At 57.4% G+C, this 17,631-nt stretch carries 14 protein-coding genes and 2 pseudogenes; 4 read left to right on the top strand and 12 right to left on the bottom strand.

From position 1 onward, the window contains the following. Positions 1 to 3: 3 nt before the first annotated feature. A complete protein-coding gene (locus NKH05_RS30385; protein ID WP_352484459.1) occupies positions 4 to 1,590 on the top strand; it encodes an adenylate/guanylate cyclase domain-containing protein in 1,587 nt (528 codons plus the stop codon). A gap of 224 nt (positions 1,591 to 1,814) precedes the next feature. On the opposite strand, the pseudogene NKH05_RS30380 reads toward NKH05_RS30385, so the two are convergent. From NKH05_RS30380 to NKH05_RS30325, 12 genes and pseudogenes are all read right to left on the bottom strand, one after another. Next, positions 1,815 to 1,982 (bottom strand): annotated as a pseudogene (locus NKH05_RS30380) (type II toxin-antitoxin system VapB family antitoxin); the annotation flags it as partial. A gap of 233 nt (positions 1,983 to 2,215) precedes the next feature. Then, positions 2,216 to 3,004 carry a 3'(2'),5'-bisphosphate nucleotidase CysQ gene (cysQ, locus tag NKH05_RS30375; RefSeq protein WP_353026858.1) on the bottom strand — a complete coding sequence of 263 codons (789 nt, stop codon included), beginning with the start codon at positions 3,002 to 3,004 and terminating at the stop codon, positions 2,216 to 2,218. Positions 3,005 to 3,014: 10 nt separating this feature from the next. Next, a complete protein-coding gene (cysN, locus tag NKH05_RS30370) occupies positions 3,015 to 4,952 on the bottom strand; it encodes a sulfate adenylyltransferase subunit CysN (RefSeq protein WP_353026813.1) in 1,938 nt (645 codons plus the stop codon). Positions 4,953 to 4,954: 2 nt separating this feature from the next. Next, complete coding sequence (gene cysD, locus NKH05_RS30365) at positions 4,955 to 5,860, bottom strand: sulfate adenylyltransferase subunit CysD (RefSeq protein WP_352464033.1); 906 nt, start codon at positions 5,858 to 5,860, stop codon at positions 4,955 to 4,957. A gap of 335 nt (positions 5,861 to 6,195) precedes the next feature. Next, positions 6,196 to 7,512 carry an O-antigen ligase family protein gene (locus NKH05_RS30360; protein WP_353026811.1) on the bottom strand — a complete coding sequence of 439 codons (1,317 nt, stop codon included), beginning with the start codon at positions 7,510 to 7,512 and terminating at the stop codon, positions 6,196 to 6,198. Then, positions 7,509 to 8,768, bottom strand: a complete 1,260-nt coding sequence (locus tag NKH05_RS30355) for a tetratricopeptide repeat protein (protein ID WP_353026809.1) — start codon at positions 8,766 to 8,768, stop codon at positions 7,509 to 7,511. Before NKH05_RS30355 ends, NKH05_RS30360 begins: the two co-directional genes overlap by 4 nt. Further along, on the bottom strand, positions 8,656 to 11,040 hold the full coding sequence (locus tag NKH05_RS30350; protein WP_353026807.1) for a GumC family protein: 2,385 nt from the start codon (positions 11,038 to 11,040) through the stop codon (positions 8,656 to 8,658). Before NKH05_RS30350 ends, NKH05_RS30355 begins: the two co-directional genes overlap by 113 nt. Before the next feature lie 46 nt (positions 11,041 to 11,086). Next, the gene (locus tag NKH05_RS30345; protein WP_353026805.1) at positions 11,087 to 11,878 is read right to left on the bottom strand and encodes a polysaccharide biosynthesis/export family protein; all 792 of its coding nucleotides are present in this window, start codon (positions 11,876 to 11,878) and stop codon (positions 11,087 to 11,089) included. Next, positions 11,875 to 12,684, bottom strand: a complete 810-nt coding sequence (locus NKH05_RS30340; RefSeq protein ID WP_353026803.1) for a tyrosine-protein phosphatase — start codon at positions 12,682 to 12,684, stop codon at positions 11,875 to 11,877. Before NKH05_RS30340 ends, NKH05_RS30345 begins: the two co-directional genes overlap by 4 nt. Positions 12,685 to 13,205: 521 nt before the next feature. Further along, the gene (locus NKH05_RS30335) at positions 13,206 to 13,688 is read right to left on the bottom strand and encodes a hypothetical protein (protein ID WP_353026801.1); all 483 of its coding nucleotides are present in this window, start codon (positions 13,686 to 13,688) and stop codon (positions 13,206 to 13,208) included. 19 nt (positions 13,689 to 13,707) lie between these two features. Further along, positions 13,708 to 13,998: a hypothetical protein gene (locus NKH05_RS30330; RefSeq protein ID WP_353026799.1), complete on the bottom strand. Its 291-nt coding sequence runs from the start codon at positions 13,996 to 13,998 to the stop codon at positions 13,708 to 13,710. Positions 13,999 to 14,851: 853 nt separating this feature from the next. Further along, entirely contained in the window at positions 14,852 to 15,451 is a 600-nt protein-coding gene (locus NKH05_RS30325; protein WP_353026797.1) for a hypothetical protein, read from the bottom strand. Between the two features lie 751 nt (positions 15,452 to 16,202). Between NKH05_RS30325 and NKH05_RS30320 the strand changes: the two genes are divergently transcribed. From NKH05_RS30320 to NKH05_RS30310, 3 genes and pseudogenes are all read left to right on the top strand, one after another. Beyond that, complete coding sequence (locus NKH05_RS30320; RefSeq protein WP_353026861.1) at positions 16,203 to 16,379, top strand: hypothetical protein; 177 nt, start codon at positions 16,203 to 16,205, stop codon at positions 16,377 to 16,379. A 157-nt stretch (positions 16,380 to 16,536) separates the two neighbouring features. Beyond that, complete coding sequence (tnpA, locus tag NKH05_RS30315; RefSeq protein ID WP_353026795.1) at positions 16,537 to 16,830, top strand: IS66-like element accessory protein TnpA; 294 nt, start codon at positions 16,537 to 16,539, stop codon at positions 16,828 to 16,830. 42 nt (positions 16,831 to 16,872) lie between these two features. Further along, positions 16,873 to 17,631: pseudogene (locus tag NKH05_RS30310) on the top strand (IS3 family transposase); the annotation flags it as partial.

Below are 17,631 nucleotides of genomic sequence, written 5' to 3'. Positions count from 1 at the left end.
ACAATGGCTGGACTGGGTGAACAGATTGCGCGTCAGCAGCGCACCATGGGACCGCTCCTGGTGACGGCAGTGGTCATCGGCCTTGTCGGTCTGCCCGTCGCAGCCTGGCTCGACCTCCGAGACCTATCGGAACGGATGCTGCGCGGGCAAGCCAGCGAAATCAGCCGGATCATCGACGAAATGCGCGGATTCTACGGCAGCGACGTCGTGGGACGCGTGCTGCAAGCTAACGGCGCCGTGACCGCGACGCACAACTATCGGGACGTGCCAGGTGCGATCCCTATTCCAGCAACCCTCTCGATCGAACTCGGCAAGCGCATCAGCGCTCATGACGGGTCGGTCAAATATCGGTTCGTCTCGGATCTGCCTTTCAAAGGTCGCGCGCCCCACCAGCTCGATGTTTTCGAGCGGAATGCAATCTTGGCTTTGCGCGCCAACCCGAAGGAGCCGATCATCGAAGTCTCGGGCTCACTGTTTGACCGGCAGGTCCGCGCCGCGGCCCCTGTCATAATGGGACAAGTGTGCGTGACCTGCCATAACTCACACCCGGACAGCCCCAAGACGGACTGGAAGGTAGGGGATGTCCGAGGGATCCAGGAGATATCAGTCAATCAGCCTATTGCTGCGAACGTGCTGACCTTCAAGTATCTGCTCCTATATTTCGGTTTCGCGGCGGCGGCGGGCCTGACGTTCATTCTCCTGCAGCGTCGGCAGTCCGCGTTGATTCAGGGCATCAACAAGGAGCTTTCCGAGGCAAACGACTTTCTGGCCGCGATTTCATTGAAGATCGCCAAATACCTTTCGCCTCAAATCTACAAAAGCATCTTCAGCGGCCAGAAGGACGTCACCATCGCAACCGAGCGCAAGAAGCTCACGATCTTTTTCTCCGACGTCAAGGATTTCACCGCGATCGTGGAACGGCTCCAGCCCGAGGACCTGACGCTTCTCCTCAACGAGTACTTCACCGAGATGTCGACGATCGCGCTCAAACACGGCGGCACCGTCGACAAGTTCATCGGCGACGCGCTTCTTGTGTTCTTCGGAGACCCCGAGACGCAGGGCGTCGAGGAAGACGCGAGAGCCTGCTTGCGCATGGCTGTCGACATGCAGCGTCGGCTGGAGCAGTTGAACAGGGTGTGGCATGACCGCGGAGTTGAACGGCCCTTCCGAGCTCGCATGGGCATCAACACGGGCTATTGCAATGTTGGGAACTTCGGTTCCGATGATCGGATGGACTACACGATCATTGGAGCCGAGGCGAACTTGGCGGCCCGGCTGCAGTCGATTGCCGAGCCCGGCGGCATCTGCCTCAGCTATGAGACTTACGCGCTCGTGCGCGACCTTGTCCGGGCGCGTCCATTAGCACCGATTGCCATGAAGGGGATCAGCCGGGAGGTTGTCCCCTACGAAGTCGAGGGCCTCTTGGGTGAACTCGCCCAGCGCCCTCAGGTCATCAGCGAGCATACGACTGGTCTCGACTTGTTCCTCGATGTTGAGGCAATCGACGAGAACGGGGTGGAGCGGGCGAAGAAACGACTTTCGGAGGCGCTCCTGGCCTTAACCATCCGAAGCAAGCCCGCCGCATTTTAGGTTCTTGAACGTGATCCAATCTGGACCGTGGCCAGCCAAGTAAAGTCCGGTTCAACACCGTTCAGCCGCGCCGGGTCCCGACCAGGAGTTCGCGCGCATCATCCTCGTTGGTCATCAGCGCCGTCAGGGCCGAGGCGTCGATGAACATCATCATTCTCGTACAGGCTGTCGCGAAACGCCTTGTCGGCGGGCCTGCCGTGATCAGGCTTGCCCCGGGCTCGCAGATCACGGCAGAACCTGACGCCGATCTCTACGAGGGACGGTCTAGCCTGTTCGCGCTCAAGCTCATGCTTGAGCGCGGCATGGACGGCCTCTGTCAGACCAGTTCTCTTAAGTGCGGCGACCCGGCGGGCCAGTGCGTCGGTCTCGGGATTTTTGATGTGGAACGCCATCACTCGCTCGTATAGCCGTTCAAGTGTATCGGTATACAGCAATTTGGATACACCGTGTGAAGGCCCCGCAGCATCGGCCGGACACGAAGAGAATCGCCACGCCGACCCTACTGTAGGCCGGATGGGGATCGTACCGTTGTGTTTACAGATCTCGAGCAGTATCTGAGGTCGCTTCCGTAAGTCACTTGCAACACCCGCACTTTCGTACGGGTCTGGAACTGCGCAATCATCGCCTAGCCAGATCCAGCAGCCTTGCCGCTGGCGATGAAATGCGGATTGGCGAAATCCTCGTCATCGCTCTGGTTGCGCTTGCCGTAGGCGAGCGGCGCACCATCCAGCGTGCGCGTCATGCCGCCGGCAGCGCGTAGCACCGCGTCACCCGCGGCAGTGTCCCATTCCATAGTGCGGCCGAAGCGTGGGTATACGTCTGCCTCGGCGCCGGCGACGAGACAGAATTTCAGCGACGAGCCGACCGAGACGATCTCGGCAGCGCCCAGCGCGCGGATATAGGCGTCGGTTTCCGGCGTGTTGTGGGAGCGGCTGGCAACGACGGTCAGCGGCACCATGCCGGCCCTTGCCGAAATCGGCTGGCGATCGACGATCTCGTAGTCGTCATTGATCTCGATCGTTTCCGCTTTGCCCGGCCGGCCGGAAAAGAAGCGGCCGGTGCAAGGCGCGAAGACGACGCCGATCTCGGGCACGCCATGGCGAACCAGCGCGATGTTGACAGTGAAATCGGTCCGCCGATTGACGAACTCCTTGGTGCCGTCGAGCGGATCGATCAGGAAGAAGGCGTCGCCGAGATCCGGCGCCATGATGCCGGCAGAGGCTTCCTCCTCTGCCACGCATGGAATCTCTGGAAAAGCGGCGCGCAGCCCGGCAAGGATGATCTTCTCGCTCTCGCGATCGGCTTCGGTCACCGGCGAATTGTCCGACTTGCTGTCGACCGCACAGCCGACACGAAAGACACGCATCACCTCGCGCCCTGCCGCCAAGGCAAGGTGCTCGAAGACGGCGAGCATCGCCTCGTCGTCAGATACCGCCGCCGCTATCATATTGGTCTTCGGCAATGTCCCGCTCGTTCAGCCAGTGTTCCAGGGCGTCCACCATCTCCTCGGCCGATTTGCCGAGGGTCTTGAGATGGATTTCGGGTTTTTCAGGCACCTCATACGGTGAATCGACGCCGGTGAAATTCTTGATTTCGCCATTCAAGGCCCGCGCATAAAGCCCCTTCGGATCGCGCCTGGCGCATTCCTCGAAGGGTGTGTCGACAAACACCTCGACGAATTCGCCGTCGGCCATCAATTCGCGCGCCATGCGCCGCTCGGCGCTGAACGGCGAAATGAACGACACGATGACGATCAGCCCGGCGTCGGCCATCAGGCGCGCCACTTCGGCGACGCGGCGAATGTTTTCGACACGATCAGCGTCGGTGAAGCCGAGATCGCGGTTGAGGCCGTGACGGACGTTGTCGCCATCCAGAATGTAGGTATGGCGCCCGGTGGCAAAGAGCTTCTTTTCAAACAGATTGGCGATGGTCGACTTGCCCGACCCCGAAAGCCCGGTGAACCAGAACACGGCCGGCCGCTGGTTTTTCATATCGGCGCGGGCGCGTTTGCCGACATCAAGCGACTGCCAGTGGATGTTTTCGGCGCGGCGCAGCGAATGCAGGATCATGCCGGCGCCGACCGTCGCATTGGTGATGCGGTCGATCAGGATGAAGGCGCCGGTGGTGCGGTTCTCGGCAAACGGATCGAAGGCGATCGGCGACCGCGTCGAGATGTTGCAGATACCGACTTCGTTCATTTCAAGCGACTTGGCCGCCTCATGGGCAAAGTCGTTGACGTTGACCCGGTATTTCAGGTCGGTGACGGTGGCGCTGGTCTGGTCGGTCTCGGTGCGCAGGATGTAGGAGCGGCCGGGCAGCAATGCATGTTCGTCGAACCACACGATGTTGGCGGCGAACTGGTCGGCGACCTGCGGCCGCGCTGCCGGCGACACCAGCATGTTGCCGCGCGAGACCTCGACCTCGTCGTCGAGGACGAGGGTGATGGCCTGGCCGGCGACAGCCCGCTGAAGGTCTCCGCCATGCGAAACGATGCGCCTGACACGGGAGGACTTGCCCGATTTCGCCACGACCACCTCGTCGCCCGGCGCAACCGAGCCAGAGGCGATGGTGCCGGCGAAACCGCGAAAATCGAGGTTGGGACGGTTCACATACTGGACGGGAAACCGGAACGGCAATTCGACCGCGGCCTCGTCGACCGAGACGGTTTCGAGATGTTCGATCAGCGTCGGGCCGGAATACCAGTCCATCCTATCGGAACGGCCAGTAACGTTGTCGCCGTAACGGGCCGACATTGGAATGGGCACGATCGTCTGGAAGCCGAGCTCACGTGAGAACTGCGCGTAGTCCGCGACGATCCGATTAAAAACCGCCTCGTCGAAGCCGACAAGATCGATCTTGTTGACGGCGAGCACGATGTGGCGAATGCCCAGAAGCGAGGCAATGATCGAATGCCGCCTTGTCTGGCGCAGTACGCCCTGGCGAGCATCGATCAGCACGATGGCGAGATCGGCGGTCGATGCACCTGTCGCCATGTTGCGCGTGTATTGTTCGTGGCCGGGCGTGTCGGCGACGATGAACTTGCGCTTTGGCGTTGCGAAGAAGCGATAGGCGACATCGATGGTGATGCCCTGCTCGCGTTCGGCCTCGAGGCCGTCGACCAGCAGCGCGAAGTCGACGTCGTCCCCGGTGGTGCCGTGCTTGCGTGAATCGCGCTCGAGCGCGGCCAGCTGGTCCTCGAAAATCTGCTTGGTATCGGAAAGGAGACGCCCGATCAGCGTCGACTTGCCGTCGTCGACCGAGCCGCAGGTCAGGAAGCGCAGCAGCGACTTTCGTTCCTGCGCCGCCAGATAGTCGCGGACGCCATCGGTCGGGGCGAGGCTCTTGGCCATGATGTGGCGCATGCTTAGAAATACCCCTCGCGCTTCTTCTTTTCCATCGAGCCGGCTTCATCACGGTCGATCAGGCGACCTTGCCGCTCGGAAGTGCGCGCCGTGAGCATTTCGCCGACTATCGCCTCCAGAGTGTCGGCTTCCGAGTCGATCGCGCCGGTCAGCGGATAGCAGCCCAGCGTGCGGAACCGCACCATCCGGTTCTCCACCGTCTCGCCGGGCCGCAGCTGCATGCGCTCGTCGTCCCTCAGGATGAGCATGCCGTCGCGCTCGACGACCGGCCGCTCCTTGGCCAGATACAGCGGCACGATCGGGATGTCCTCCTGGAGAATGTATTGCCAGATGTCGAGCTCGGTCCAGTTCGACAGTGGAAACACCCTGATCGATTCGCCGGCAGCGATACGGGTGTTGAAAATCTTCCACATCTCCGGCCGCTGGTTCTTCGGATCCCAGACGTGCTGAGCGTTGCGGAACGAAAAGATCCGCTCCTTGGCGCGCGACTTCTCCTCGTCGCGACGGGCGCCGCCGAAGGCTGCGTCAAACCCATATTTGTCGAGCGCCTGCCGCAGGGCAACCGTCTTCATCACATGCGTGTGGGTGTTGGAGCCGTGGTCGAACGGATTGATGTTGTCGCGCACGCCGTCTTCATTGACATGGACCAGGAGATCGAAGCCGAGCTTTTGCTGCATCTGGTCGCGAAAGGCGATCATTTCGCGGAATTTCCAGGTCGTATCGACATGAAGAAAGGGAAAGGGCGGCTTGGCCGGATAAAACGCCTTCATCGCCAGGTGCATGAGCACGGATGAATCCTTGCCGACCGAATAGAGCATCACCGGCTTGGCGAAAGCCGCGGCCACCTCGCGAAAAATATGGATGGATTCAGCCTCAAGCCGCTGAAGGTGGGTAAGCGCGATGTTCATGGACTGTGAGCGTTCTTTCGTACCCATCCATAGAAGGGCCTGTATCATCAACGGGCGCGATCTTCAGCCGCCCGGTTCAAGCTGCACTTCTGGACAATCTATTTCTCGTGGGGGCGTTCTAGCAGATCGTTCCTGCCCAGAACAATGCAAGACAAGCCAGCGGCCGAATGGTTCGGGAATGAATTTTCCATGCAGCCGGCGAAATCGGGAAATTTCTGCTCAGCGACCATTGCGCTTGGGAGGGCAGAAAAATATTGCCTGGGCGCCGGCGGTCAGGCTCTTGTCTGACAGTCGTCCGCCTATTCAGCCGACGGCCAGCTGTGGCGACGAGCTCGCTAGGACGTAGTTCCGATTGAAACAAGTAGCTTGTCACCGTTGTGGTCGACCTCGATCATCTCGCTCTTGCGGCTCAAGCGTTCCGCAAATCCTTTGTGGAAGATGATGGCGTTCATATAGGCAAAGGTCATTGCCAGTGCCCCGGTCCGCAGCGGATAATCAACCAGCGAATGAATGAGAAGAAATGATACGGAGAGAAATGCCGCTTTCTGAAGCGGGTCGCGACGAACCCTGGCTAATGCAGCAAAAAGCAATACAAAATAACCTACCATCAGCAGGATAGCAAGAACGCCACCTTCGAAAGCTATTTCAAGATATTCATTATGAGTGTGATTAACGTATTGCTTGAAAATCATGCTTTCCTTTTCATATATTTGATAAGCGTTTTGAAAATTACCGAATCCGACGCCCGTCGCCCAATTCTCCTTGATTCCTTCGATTGTAGTTCGGGCAAACTCCCCCCGTCCGAAAGTCGGATCGATTACGTCCGCATCGATCTTCGTCCACGCGCCGATCGTGTAGACCGACAGCCCTATGAAAATCATCAGGATGGTAAGTCCACTCGCCCTAGAACGGGCGGAAAGAAAGACGACGGATAATATGGTTGTGGCCAAGCCAATCAAAACACCGGCGCGTGAACCGGCGGCCAAAAGCAGCAGCAAAAGCGCGATCAAGCCAACCGATCCCGACAAAAGATGCCCGCGGAACAGACCATAGTAGACGACAAACGGAATAGACACAAAAAGCAACGCAGAAAAATGATTCACGTTGGCGAAAAGCCCGGCATTGATCGTAAAAGGCAATAGACCCACGATAGCGATGTTGTCAGAGAGCGAATATTGAATCGCACCTGCCAAGCCGTTGCAGATAACACCCATAAAAAAGAATGGAAGAAGCGCGCTGACCTGCTCAGCACGCAAACGCAAAACGGCCAAAAAAAACGCCGCCGTGGCCAACAGATAAAGCAGACATTCAATCGTGCGGCCGACCCCAACGCTGATGAAGCGAAATTGAGTCTCGTCCGCCCAAGGATTTCCGAGCAGCAGTTCCGGTCGCAACCCATTGAACATCGCCGTTGGCAGTGGAACAATTTGCAAAACCACTAATGCCACGGCGAAGATCAGCAGCCATAAAGCAGAATGGGAGATCCTTTGGCCAGAGGTTTGCGAAAATATGGCCGCCGACGAGACAATTGCCGCGACCTCGATCAGGGTGTCCGTATAGAGGCCGCTCGTAGTACCACCGCCGATCAGCAGGGATACAAACAAAACCGACCCTAGGAGATATTTATCCCATTCCGACGGGCGGTCGCTCAATGTGGAAGTCTCTCAATGCTCAATTTGTGCATTACCAACGTACCGACATACCGAAATCGCCAGCTCTCGGCAATGGCGGCGGTCTGCAGAGTTAACAGTTGCACAGGGCAGGCATCTGGTCCGATCGAAAAATCGTGGCTAAGATTTTGACGGTTGTATGTGCCTTCCTGAATATTGAACCGTGTAATCTCGCCGGCTGGATCCACGCACCTGATCGACCAGAACAATTCCTTTGGAAGTTTCAGGTTTCGCGCAGACGCAGTCAGGGAAATCTTGTACGAGCCTGGAGGCAGCGCAATGTATTGCTGAAGAGCTGTGTTCTTGACCGGTGTGTTCAAGAACCGGATCGTCGCCCCACCCTCACCTTCCACCCCATCCTGGGATGTTGCAAATGCAACTTCCAAACCCGATTGATCGCGGATCTGCCAATCGAACGGCTTGCCGCTGGAAACCGGCTCGAACGTGCTGTTGAAAATGTATCCGTTCAATCTCCGCTCTTGATCAGACAAGCTGAAAAGAAACAGCCGGTAAGCCGGTTCATATTGCCTCTGACGAATATAGTCATTGATCACTCGGGTCAGTTCGCTCGAATTCGGCGGTGCGGGGGATCCGGTCAAGTCGAGCAGCAGCCGATTTGCCAGTTTGAGTCCCTCGGTGGTTTTGCCAAGAGCGGCGAACAGACTTGCTCTCCACGGCGCCTCTGCGCTGATGGCTGTCAACACAGCCTGGTACCCTTCGGGACTTGAGAGAATTCTCGGCATGCCCTCGGCGATTGCCGAAAATTGGTCTGGCCAACGCCGTAGCAATATGTCGATCTCGCTAACTGCCTTTGACAGATCGCCCGATTCGGCATCGCGGCCGATGGACCTTTGCAGTGCGTGGATTTCTGTTTTGGACAGCTTTCGGGCTTGATCGAAGAGTTGGTAAGCTTGGACTTTTTCGCCTTGCCGGTATTTGATCTCACCTATCAGACTGTAGAGACGCGCATCCGCCAGATTGAAGGCGAGCGCGCCTCTGGCCCTGGCAAGCAATGCATCAAGATCGGGAGCATTGTTCGCATCGTTCAGGTCGCTAGTGATTTCACTTATCACCGCATCCACGTTGAACGGATCCAACGCAACAGAAACGGCTGGCTTTTCTGTTTCAAGAAATCGACTTAGCCCGATCGAGGAAGCCAGAAACACTAGAACGGACGCGATGGACCAAACGACTGAACGCCGGAGATTTTGCATGAGCGGGCTGGCTTGCTCCATCATCGACCTTACCTTCAATCTTCGGAGTACTCGCGGCCGTTCCGTAGTTATAGTATTGGTAGTTCATATACTTGTAGGCGTAATTGTAATCGAATTTGTTCACCGCAAATTTGGACATCGCGGCTCCAACAACATTGGCACCAGCAGCTCGCATGCGCTTCAACGCCGCCTTCGCCGACTTGCGCGTCACCTGATTGGTAGAGATGACCATCAATGTACCTTCGGCAAGCCGGCTGAGGATGGGCGCGTCCGAGAGGCCGACGATCGGCGGCGCGTCGATGATAACAAGATCGAAGCGCTTGCCGAGATTGGTTATGATCAGAGCCATCTTCGGTGACGAGAGCAGATCCGCCGGATTTGGAGGAATCGTTCCGGAAGTCAAAACAGTGACGTTGGGATATTTCGTCCCCCTGAAAATGCTCGCCAGGTCCTCTTTGCGGACTGTGTTCGTCAAGAGATTACTCAGGCCGATCGTGTTGTCGAGACCAAACAGGCGATGAAGATTGGGTTTCCGGAGATCCCCGTCGACAATGAGGACTCTTGCACCAAGTGCTGCAAAGTCCTGCCCAAGCTTGAACGACGTTGTCGACTTGCCCTCCGAGGGTTCAGAACTCGTAACCAGTAGTGACCGCGGTGCTCCTTCGGCGCCCGAGAATTGCAACGATGTTCGAAGCGAGCGGTAGGCTTCCGAGAGCCCGGATTTTTGATCGGTGATGCTGGCTATGAGTTCTCGATCATCGACGAGCGGCAAGATGCCGAGCATCGGCAGCCCGAGTTCCTTTTCGATCTGCTCAGGATTGGTGAAGGTGTTGTTCAACAACTCTATGATGTAAATAATCGATGCAGTCAGCATGAGGAAAAGAGACAGCGCGACAGCAAGGTTGATGGTGAGACGTGGAGAATAAGGGCGATCAGGCAGCGCTGCAAAATCAACAATAGCTGCGCTCTGCGTCTTCAATTCCGAGCTGACACCGACCTCGTTCAGTTTAGCAATGAGACTATCATATTGCGACCGATTCGAATCAACCTCTCGTTTCAAGATCGTGTATTTTATGTTCTTATCATTGAACACGACCTGCTGCTTTTCCATCTCAGAAAGTTTGCTCCTGAGATCAGCTTCCTTATTTTGCGCCTCCTGATATTTCAAACGCAGTGAATCTGTAATGGCCAGGACGCCGTTGTTGTAGAGCCGCTGCAACTCCTTAATCTGCGACTGAAGTTGCTGCATTTCCGGAAAACCGGGCTTCAAAACACCCAGCTTTTGTTGGTACTGGCTCGTCAGATCCGCCAACTTTTCGCTAAGCTTCTGCAGACCTTCGCTTTCCAGGACCGGCGCGAGGCTCGAACCGCGGCCTTTGTCGATCTGGTCCACCACCCGCCCTGCATCGAGACGGTCCTGGATAGACGTCGCAAGCGCGGTGTTTAGCGCCTCGATGTTTGATCCTATCAGCGACTTGTCGTCACCGGTTATCGTGATGCCTGCATCTTTCGCATAGGCGACCAATTCCTCTTCCGATTTCTGAAGCTTTTGCTTCACCTGCAAGACTTGCTCTTGGATGAATTGCCGTGCCAGGTCGGAAGTTTCGCTGGTTTGGTCGAGACGTTGGTCAATGAAACTCTGTGCAATTTGATTTGCAATATCGCTTGCATATTTCGGATTCTGATCTGAAAACGTAATCGATAGCAGGCTCGTGTTGGTCACCAGATTGACGGTAAGATCCTTAAGAACGCGATCGATCGCAATCGCCTCTCGTTGCTCTGGGGTTTTCTCTCCAATAGAAGGCGTATTAGAAATGCCGAATGCCCGGTAAAAGAGATTGCCGACGGAGAAGTCTGGCGTTGGAAACAGGAAGTCAGGCTTTTCACTGAGCCCTAATTGAAACACAACGCGTTGGGCCAATGCACGGCTTTTGAGCTTTTCACGAGCCGTCAAAAAGGCGCGCACGTCACTATTTTCAGAAACTACCTCAATGTCCTGAAAGACCTTTGCCGAAGGAACCAGCACTTCCAACTGTGTTGTCGCTTGATATTTGGGGGTCTGCATCATCGTAATGACGACGCCGGCGACAAGCCCGGCTGCCACCATCATGACGAACAGCCAACGATAGTGGACGACGTAGAAGAGCAGCTTGAGCGGGTTGAAGCCCTGTTCCTGCTCCGAATAGTCGCGACCATAAGGGGTATAGTTTTGCCCACCGTCATAATAGAGGTCGGCGGACAAGGCCTGGCCATGTCCTGGACCTGCAATCTGGTGCTGTCTGTTGCGATCAAGCATGGTGCGAGGTGATCCTAGATTCGACTACATTCTGACCGGCTGCGAGCTATATCCCTGGGATCACGGCAATTCGGGCGGCACTGGAGGCTATGCCGAGCGCATCCTTGAGATTGTTCACCGCTATTTTCGAGCTTGAGGCAAAGACGACAATCTTGTCGCCTCCGTAAATGCGTGGATTGCGGGCCTTGCCGGCTCGAATTGCCTCCACATTGTAATTGGCGACCAACGTATTCGTGCCAATGTTGCGGTAGATGAAGACCTTCCTTGCGTCCCCTATCGGACTGAAATTTCCCGCCAGAGCGATTGCGTCCAGAAGCGAGGAATTGCTCGACACCGGATATATGCCGGCCTTGTTGACCTCTCCGTCAACGGTAATGCGTTGTCCGACCGATTCCTTTACGAAAACCGTCACATCAGGCGACTGCAGATAATTGGAGCCGTAGGCAGTTTCGATTTCCTGCTCCAGCTGGCGCACGGTTTTTCCTGCCGCGGTGACCGTCCCGATAAGCGGAAGCGAAATTTGCCCGCCGGCGTCGACTTGAACGGTTCTGTTCAAATTATCGACCTGGAACACATTCACCTCGAGTACATCGTTCGGAGACAAAGGCTGCTCGCTGCCGTTCTGGGTGTTTTGAGGCGCAGGCAGGTCTTTTACCACTTGCAGAGCGCCACCGCCCGCAAGTGGAGTCGACGATGACGTCAATTGCAAAGCATCGACCGAACTCGCCGATGACGGTGTCGTCGACGATGTGCTCGTGCATGCCGACATTGCAAGCGAAGCTAGCAAGACGAGTGTCGTGCCTATGTGGCTTTTTGCGAAATGAAAAATGCCCATCATGCTGTCCCGCCCTTGAATAGGCGGCCCAATCCTCCAAAACGGCCGGCGTTGCCGCCGTTTGGTCTTTTCGGACGTGCTTTCCCGACCGGCTCGATGGGCCTGTTCGCTAATATTTCGCCTGGACGTTTCAACACCATGTTGCGGGCCTCGTCTTCCCCACATCGCTTCGCAGCAGCAGCAACCGCCTGTGAAAGCCCAGGACGCCGGCGTGTAGCGCTATGCGTGTCCGATGCGATGATGTCCACCCTGCCCTCGTCAATCAGCTTTTCCGAATAATAAAGCGCCGTGCGTCCAAAAGCACCAACAATCGAGTCTGCGGTAAGCTGGATAAGACAACCCACCGCATTCAACCTCTCGATAACGTCATAATTCGTTTTGATCCAGGTCAAACGCTCAGGATGAGTAAGAATCGGAATAAAGCCGGCATTTATCAGGCGTAGAGCAAGATCCTCCATTCGTGGAGGTAGAACATGACGCGGCGGCTCGAACAGAAAATAGCGGGACCTGTTTAAGGTCGGCACACTGCCGGCCGCCAATTGGTCCGGAAGATCCGGCGCTATGTGAACATCGGCGCCGACGTAGAGAGCAAGCGGTATGGCGGCGCTCCGCAGCGCCTGTTGCAATTCTTGAACCGCCCGGACTATGTTCGATGTTCCGTTTTCGTATACGCCCGGGGTCACGTGCGGCGTGCACGCCATGTGGGTCGTTCCGTCGGCCACCGCCAGTCGAGCCATTTCCAGCGATTCGGCAAGACTAGGCGAGCCGTCGTCGAGGCCGGGCAAGATATGGGAATGCAGATCGATCATGGGCGTTTGTCACTGCAACGAAGCAACGTAGGGACGTCATCCCCAAAAACTATAAATGCGCCACACGCAGGACAGCGAATGACGCATTTGTCGAGTTCATGCGATACGATGGATGCCAGGCCCCGGCTACTGGCGGATGGAGTTGTCATCATGCAGGCCGATGATCAGCGCCGCATCGGCGGCAATAGCTGCGCCTCATGTATCGAGCGCTACACACATGCCGCCCTCCACAGGATTGACTTTGATCGCCGCGCTTGTCGGACGTCGTATTCGAAACTTGCACCGACACGCAGCGACGAAGCGAAGGATGGCGATTCGACCACGATGCCTAGATAGACCGGCACCCCGCCCTTCCCCTCCCGGCCGCAAGCCTCAGACATCCGCACGTCGCCTTGGCTTAAGCCATCCGACTAACATACCGGTACAAGACCAGCACATAGACCAAAGCCACTCTGTCGCCAACAGACGAGCAGCAGAAGCGCCACGCGCCCCTGCTGCCGCTATCCTTATTTACAGTGAACTTAGTCGCTAACGGGTCGGCCGTGGTCATCGTCCTGCGTTAGTCCCAGAACAAGAGCGCCGGCAGCCATACCGCCAAAAATGATGAGCGGCGTCTTATTTTCGTTGTTTGAATTATCCGTTTGGGCGGTCTTTTCGGAACCCAAGACATTGAGGCAAATCTTATTTTCGACACGGGAGATATCGAGGGTCGAATTGGCCGGCACGCTCAAATTGCAGCTGCCAACATTAACCGAAGCCGATCCCTTGCCGCCAACCACGACGCGGCTGCCGAAATCAAGCGCGCCCCCCGCTTGTGCCGGGCCATAGCCAGCTGCCTGCGAGATCATCACATCGCCATTGACGCTCCCGATCGATCCAATCGGATTTACGCCGTTATAAGCGGTTGCACAGGTGCACGATCCATCCTGTGCGAAAGAGGACACCGGGGCGAAGCCGGCCAACACAACAACTCCGGCCAACGCACTTTTCAACACTAGGTTCATCCGCATCAATCCTTCTGTCCTACGTCACCTGAGGCGCCCCAGCCACTAACGCATTGAAAAGAGCGCGTAACAGCTTTTTGCGCCGATTCCAACCCATTTCGCAAATGCGAGATAATTTTTGATTTCGGTGTGGTTGGTTGAACACACCTTTGGCAGGCTTGAAAGTACAGGTTTTCAGTTGCGGCTTCAACTGACATGACCCACGAAGTTCAAGCGGAATGGCACGACCGCCCTGTTTGCCGCCTTCAACGTGCTCGACGACACCATCGCAAGCGGCACATGGAATGCCACCATCGGCCTTTAAAGGCATCCACGTTGTCCTCGACGACTACACCTCAAGGTGGCCTGCCTGGCGCGCCCTCTCCGGGGGACTCACGCCCGGCTGCGCCAGCAACATCGCAGGCGGATCAGATTGTAGGCCGCTTAGTGCTCTTGACCGAGCCGAACATCCTACTCAACACGCTTGCGACAGCGCTGCTTGACCTGATAGCCGCTATGGCGGATACTGGCCATGGACTTCGATCGTATGCCGCTTGCCGGATTTGGCCACATGTCCGTCGATGGCGATCAGCGCAATGGTGCAGCGACGGCGCGGGGCACTTACTCGAGCTGGCCTATATCGCGGGCTTCTAAGGCGTCGGCCGTGATTTGCCGGCGACCGGACTGGCGGGCTGACAGAGCAGGGCGCCGTCACTCGCTCGGACGAGCCGGTTCCCAGCGTGACCGCATCACCCAGCACCGAGCCATGACATGAGCGCGTGGCCCATTTAGCAGAGCTTGGCCAGCTGTCGTCGCGCTTCTGTTGTAAAGCGGTGCCTTGGGATCAGTGTTGCTGCGGTTCAGCAGCGTGTTGGCGATCGCCCGAATTGCCCTCAGCGGATGATCTGTCGCGGAACCCGCGCCTCAAAGTCTACATGCGAGGGCAACCAACCTTGCCGTTCGTTTATCCCGCGCCTTTAATCCTCAGAATCTCAGAATCTTCCTTTCGAAGGATAGAGTTAGCTCAAGTCCTGTCCTGAAAAAGGACTTCTTCAACAGTCTGCTAGGATGATCGGAGCAGAGTAGGGAGTGCCGAAGTTCGCTTCGTGCCACTAGCGCCACCGATCCCAGCCCATGCCTTGGCGGTGGATCGTTCTTTCGTGCCGCAACGACATCGACCAGCTTCAATCTGAGAGTTGGCAAGGCTTGTAGGTTGTACCTGCCTGCGCCGGTTTTCCGCACAAAATTCCGTCCTGCACAAGCTTGGTCGCAAGATCTAAGCCACCGGGCATGAAACATTGAACTACAATAGCCGCGCCGAATTTCGACGCCACATTACCATCACAAGGCGTTCCCGTCCCTACGCGCTTGCATATCAGCGCGAGCCCTTGATAATCTCGACGTGCTGCTTCTGTGACCATAGCACGCATAGATTGCGGTTTTTCAAACGCCACGCCGCACAGTATAATTCTATGAGCTCCGACTATGAGATCGTCGATCGATTGTATTGAAAGCTTGCCCTCAACCGATTGAAGTGCTGAGGGTGGGTTAGGTGTTGGCACGTTTGGATTGCCCCGCTGTGCGATGATAATACTAAGAAACGCTACGGCGAATGCCAATGCGATCGTCGTAAGCAGGCCCAATCTCCTGACTGACAAAATTCCCTCCGCGACTAAGATTGCCCAGCTCGGCAGTAGGCAGCTACGCTCTATCAAATTGTATTCATCAAAAACAGCCAGGCGGGCATCGGCAATGACAAGTTTACCACATTCGGTTATCTCCAAGCGAAAGAGGCATCTCCTAGCTGGGAGCTTTCAGCCGGTTGTCCATCCGATCCGGACCGGGAAAAGCTGAGGTTGTCGATGCTTCAGTGGTTCTCGGAGGAACGGATGAACGTCCGCAGGAATGCCCGACTGACGCCGCGCGGTCGAGAGCGAATTGTAAGGCCGGTAAGAGAGAGCGGGGAAACGCCGGAGGCCGTCGCCGAAGCCGTCTGCCCGCGGACGGTCTGCAGTGGGTCGACCGATATCGCCACGAAGAATCAGCGGATTGCGAAATCGCTCATCCAGCCCGCATCGGCCGACCGACGCCTGCGGCGGTTATCGAGACGATCGAACGGTGCGCCGTCAGCGCTGGACGGGCAAACAGGTCGCCGGCGAACCCGGTGTCTCGCCAGAGTCTGTCAGCTTGTGTTCTGCGCCGGTTGCGCTTGAACAAGCTGCGGGCCTTGGAGCCGGAACCCCTGCGCCGCTATGAACGGGAGCATCCGGGCGAACTCATCCATTTCGATATCAAGCAGCTCGGCCGGATTTGCTCGGTGGGACACCGCATCGCACCTCGGCATTGGCTGAGAGTTCGTCCATGTCTTCATCGGCGATGCTTCGCGTGTCGCTTTCGTCCAGGTCATGCCCGATGAGCGCAAGGGCTTCCCGCCCTCGCATTGATGGTGCAGGAGATCTTGAAGCACGATCCACATAGCGGTCACTTGCCCTGTTCTGCGGGCGCCAGGGAGGGAGCCGATCAAGGTGATCTGGCATGGGGGCCAAGGTGCCAACGAAGAAGCTCGAGCGCGCGCTTTATTTAGCCCCTGCGGCTGACGGCACGTTGGTGATCACGCCTGCGCTGATCGCGCGACGGCGATTGGAGATCGAGAAGTTGAAGCGCGACACCCATGGCAGTCGCTCGGAGCGCAAGGCCAGGCTTCTTGACTAGATGGAATTGCAGCTCGAGGGTAAGCGGTGTTTCCGGACCACCTTTCAGGAGTGGTCTGGATCTGTGAGGTTGCCGGTTCTGTAATGGGATCGGAGATCGACTTGTGTCTGGACTTGACCTTACGCTTGACCCGGAGCGGCAGCCTCGACGTTTCGAGGTGATCAACGGTGCTGGCGGCCGGCGTCAGTGGTCGGTGGATGACAAAGCGCTGATCATCGCGGAGACGCTGGAGCCGAACGCAATCATTTCCGAGGTCGCCCGCCGTTATGGCCTGAGTCCGCAGCAGGTATTCGCCTGGCGTCGGGAAGCGCGCAAACAGGCCGCTTCGGTGCAGCAAGATTCTCCTGCCTTTGTGCCGGCGGTTGTGGCGGCGCCGACAACCGAACCCACAGCGAAGCGCCCAGGACGACCATGGAAGCAGAAGGCGGTTGACCTTGCCCCTCTGATCTAATCCGGTTTGAAGTTCGTTCTGGCCCATCGAGAGGACCAGGACATGAAACTCAGCCGCTTCTCTGAAGAGCAGATCATCGGAATTTTGAAGGAACACGAGGCCGGGGTATCGGTTGCCGATCTGTGCCGCAAGCACGGGGTCAGCGACGCCTCGATCTACAACTGGAAGGCCCGCTTCGGCGGGATGGATGTGTCCGAGGCTCGGCGGCTGAAGGCGCTGGAGGACGAGAACACGCGGCTGAAGCGGCTTCTGGCCGACGCCATGCTCGACAATGCCGCGTTGAAGGATCTTGTGGGAAAGAAATGGTGACGCCCGCGGCGAAGCGGAAAGCTGTCGCTCGCCTGAAGGAAGGCTTCGGGATGAGCGAACGGCGGGCGTGTAAAGCCATCGGCTGTTGCCGCATGACGGTTCGCTACGAGACCAGCAGGCCGGACGACCGCGAGGTTCGCGAACGGATGAAGGCGATCGCGCAGGAGCGTCGTCGGTTCGGCTACCGGCGTCTTCTCGTGATGCTGAGGCGGGAGGGCCTGGTCGTGAACCACAAGAAGCTGTTCCGGCTTTATCGGGAGGAGAAGCTCGCCGTTCGCCGCCGTGGCGGCCGCAAGCGGGCGATCGGGACCAGGGCGCCGATGCTGGTGCCGCTGAGGCCCGACGAGCGCTGGTCGCTCGACTTCGTATCGGACCAGCTCACCGACGGGCGCCGCTTCCGCATCATGGCCGTCGTCGACGACTGCACGAGAGAGTGCCTGGCACTCATCGTTGATACATCTCTCTCGGGCATGCGGGTTGCCCGCGAATTGG

Origin of the sequence: Mesorhizobium sp. M1399 (assembly GCF_040317735.1) — a bacterium.
GTDB lineage: Bacteria > Pseudomonadota > Alphaproteobacteria > Rhizobiales > Rhizobiaceae > Mesorhizobium.
This window is presented reverse-complemented; position numbering and strand designations above follow the sequence as displayed.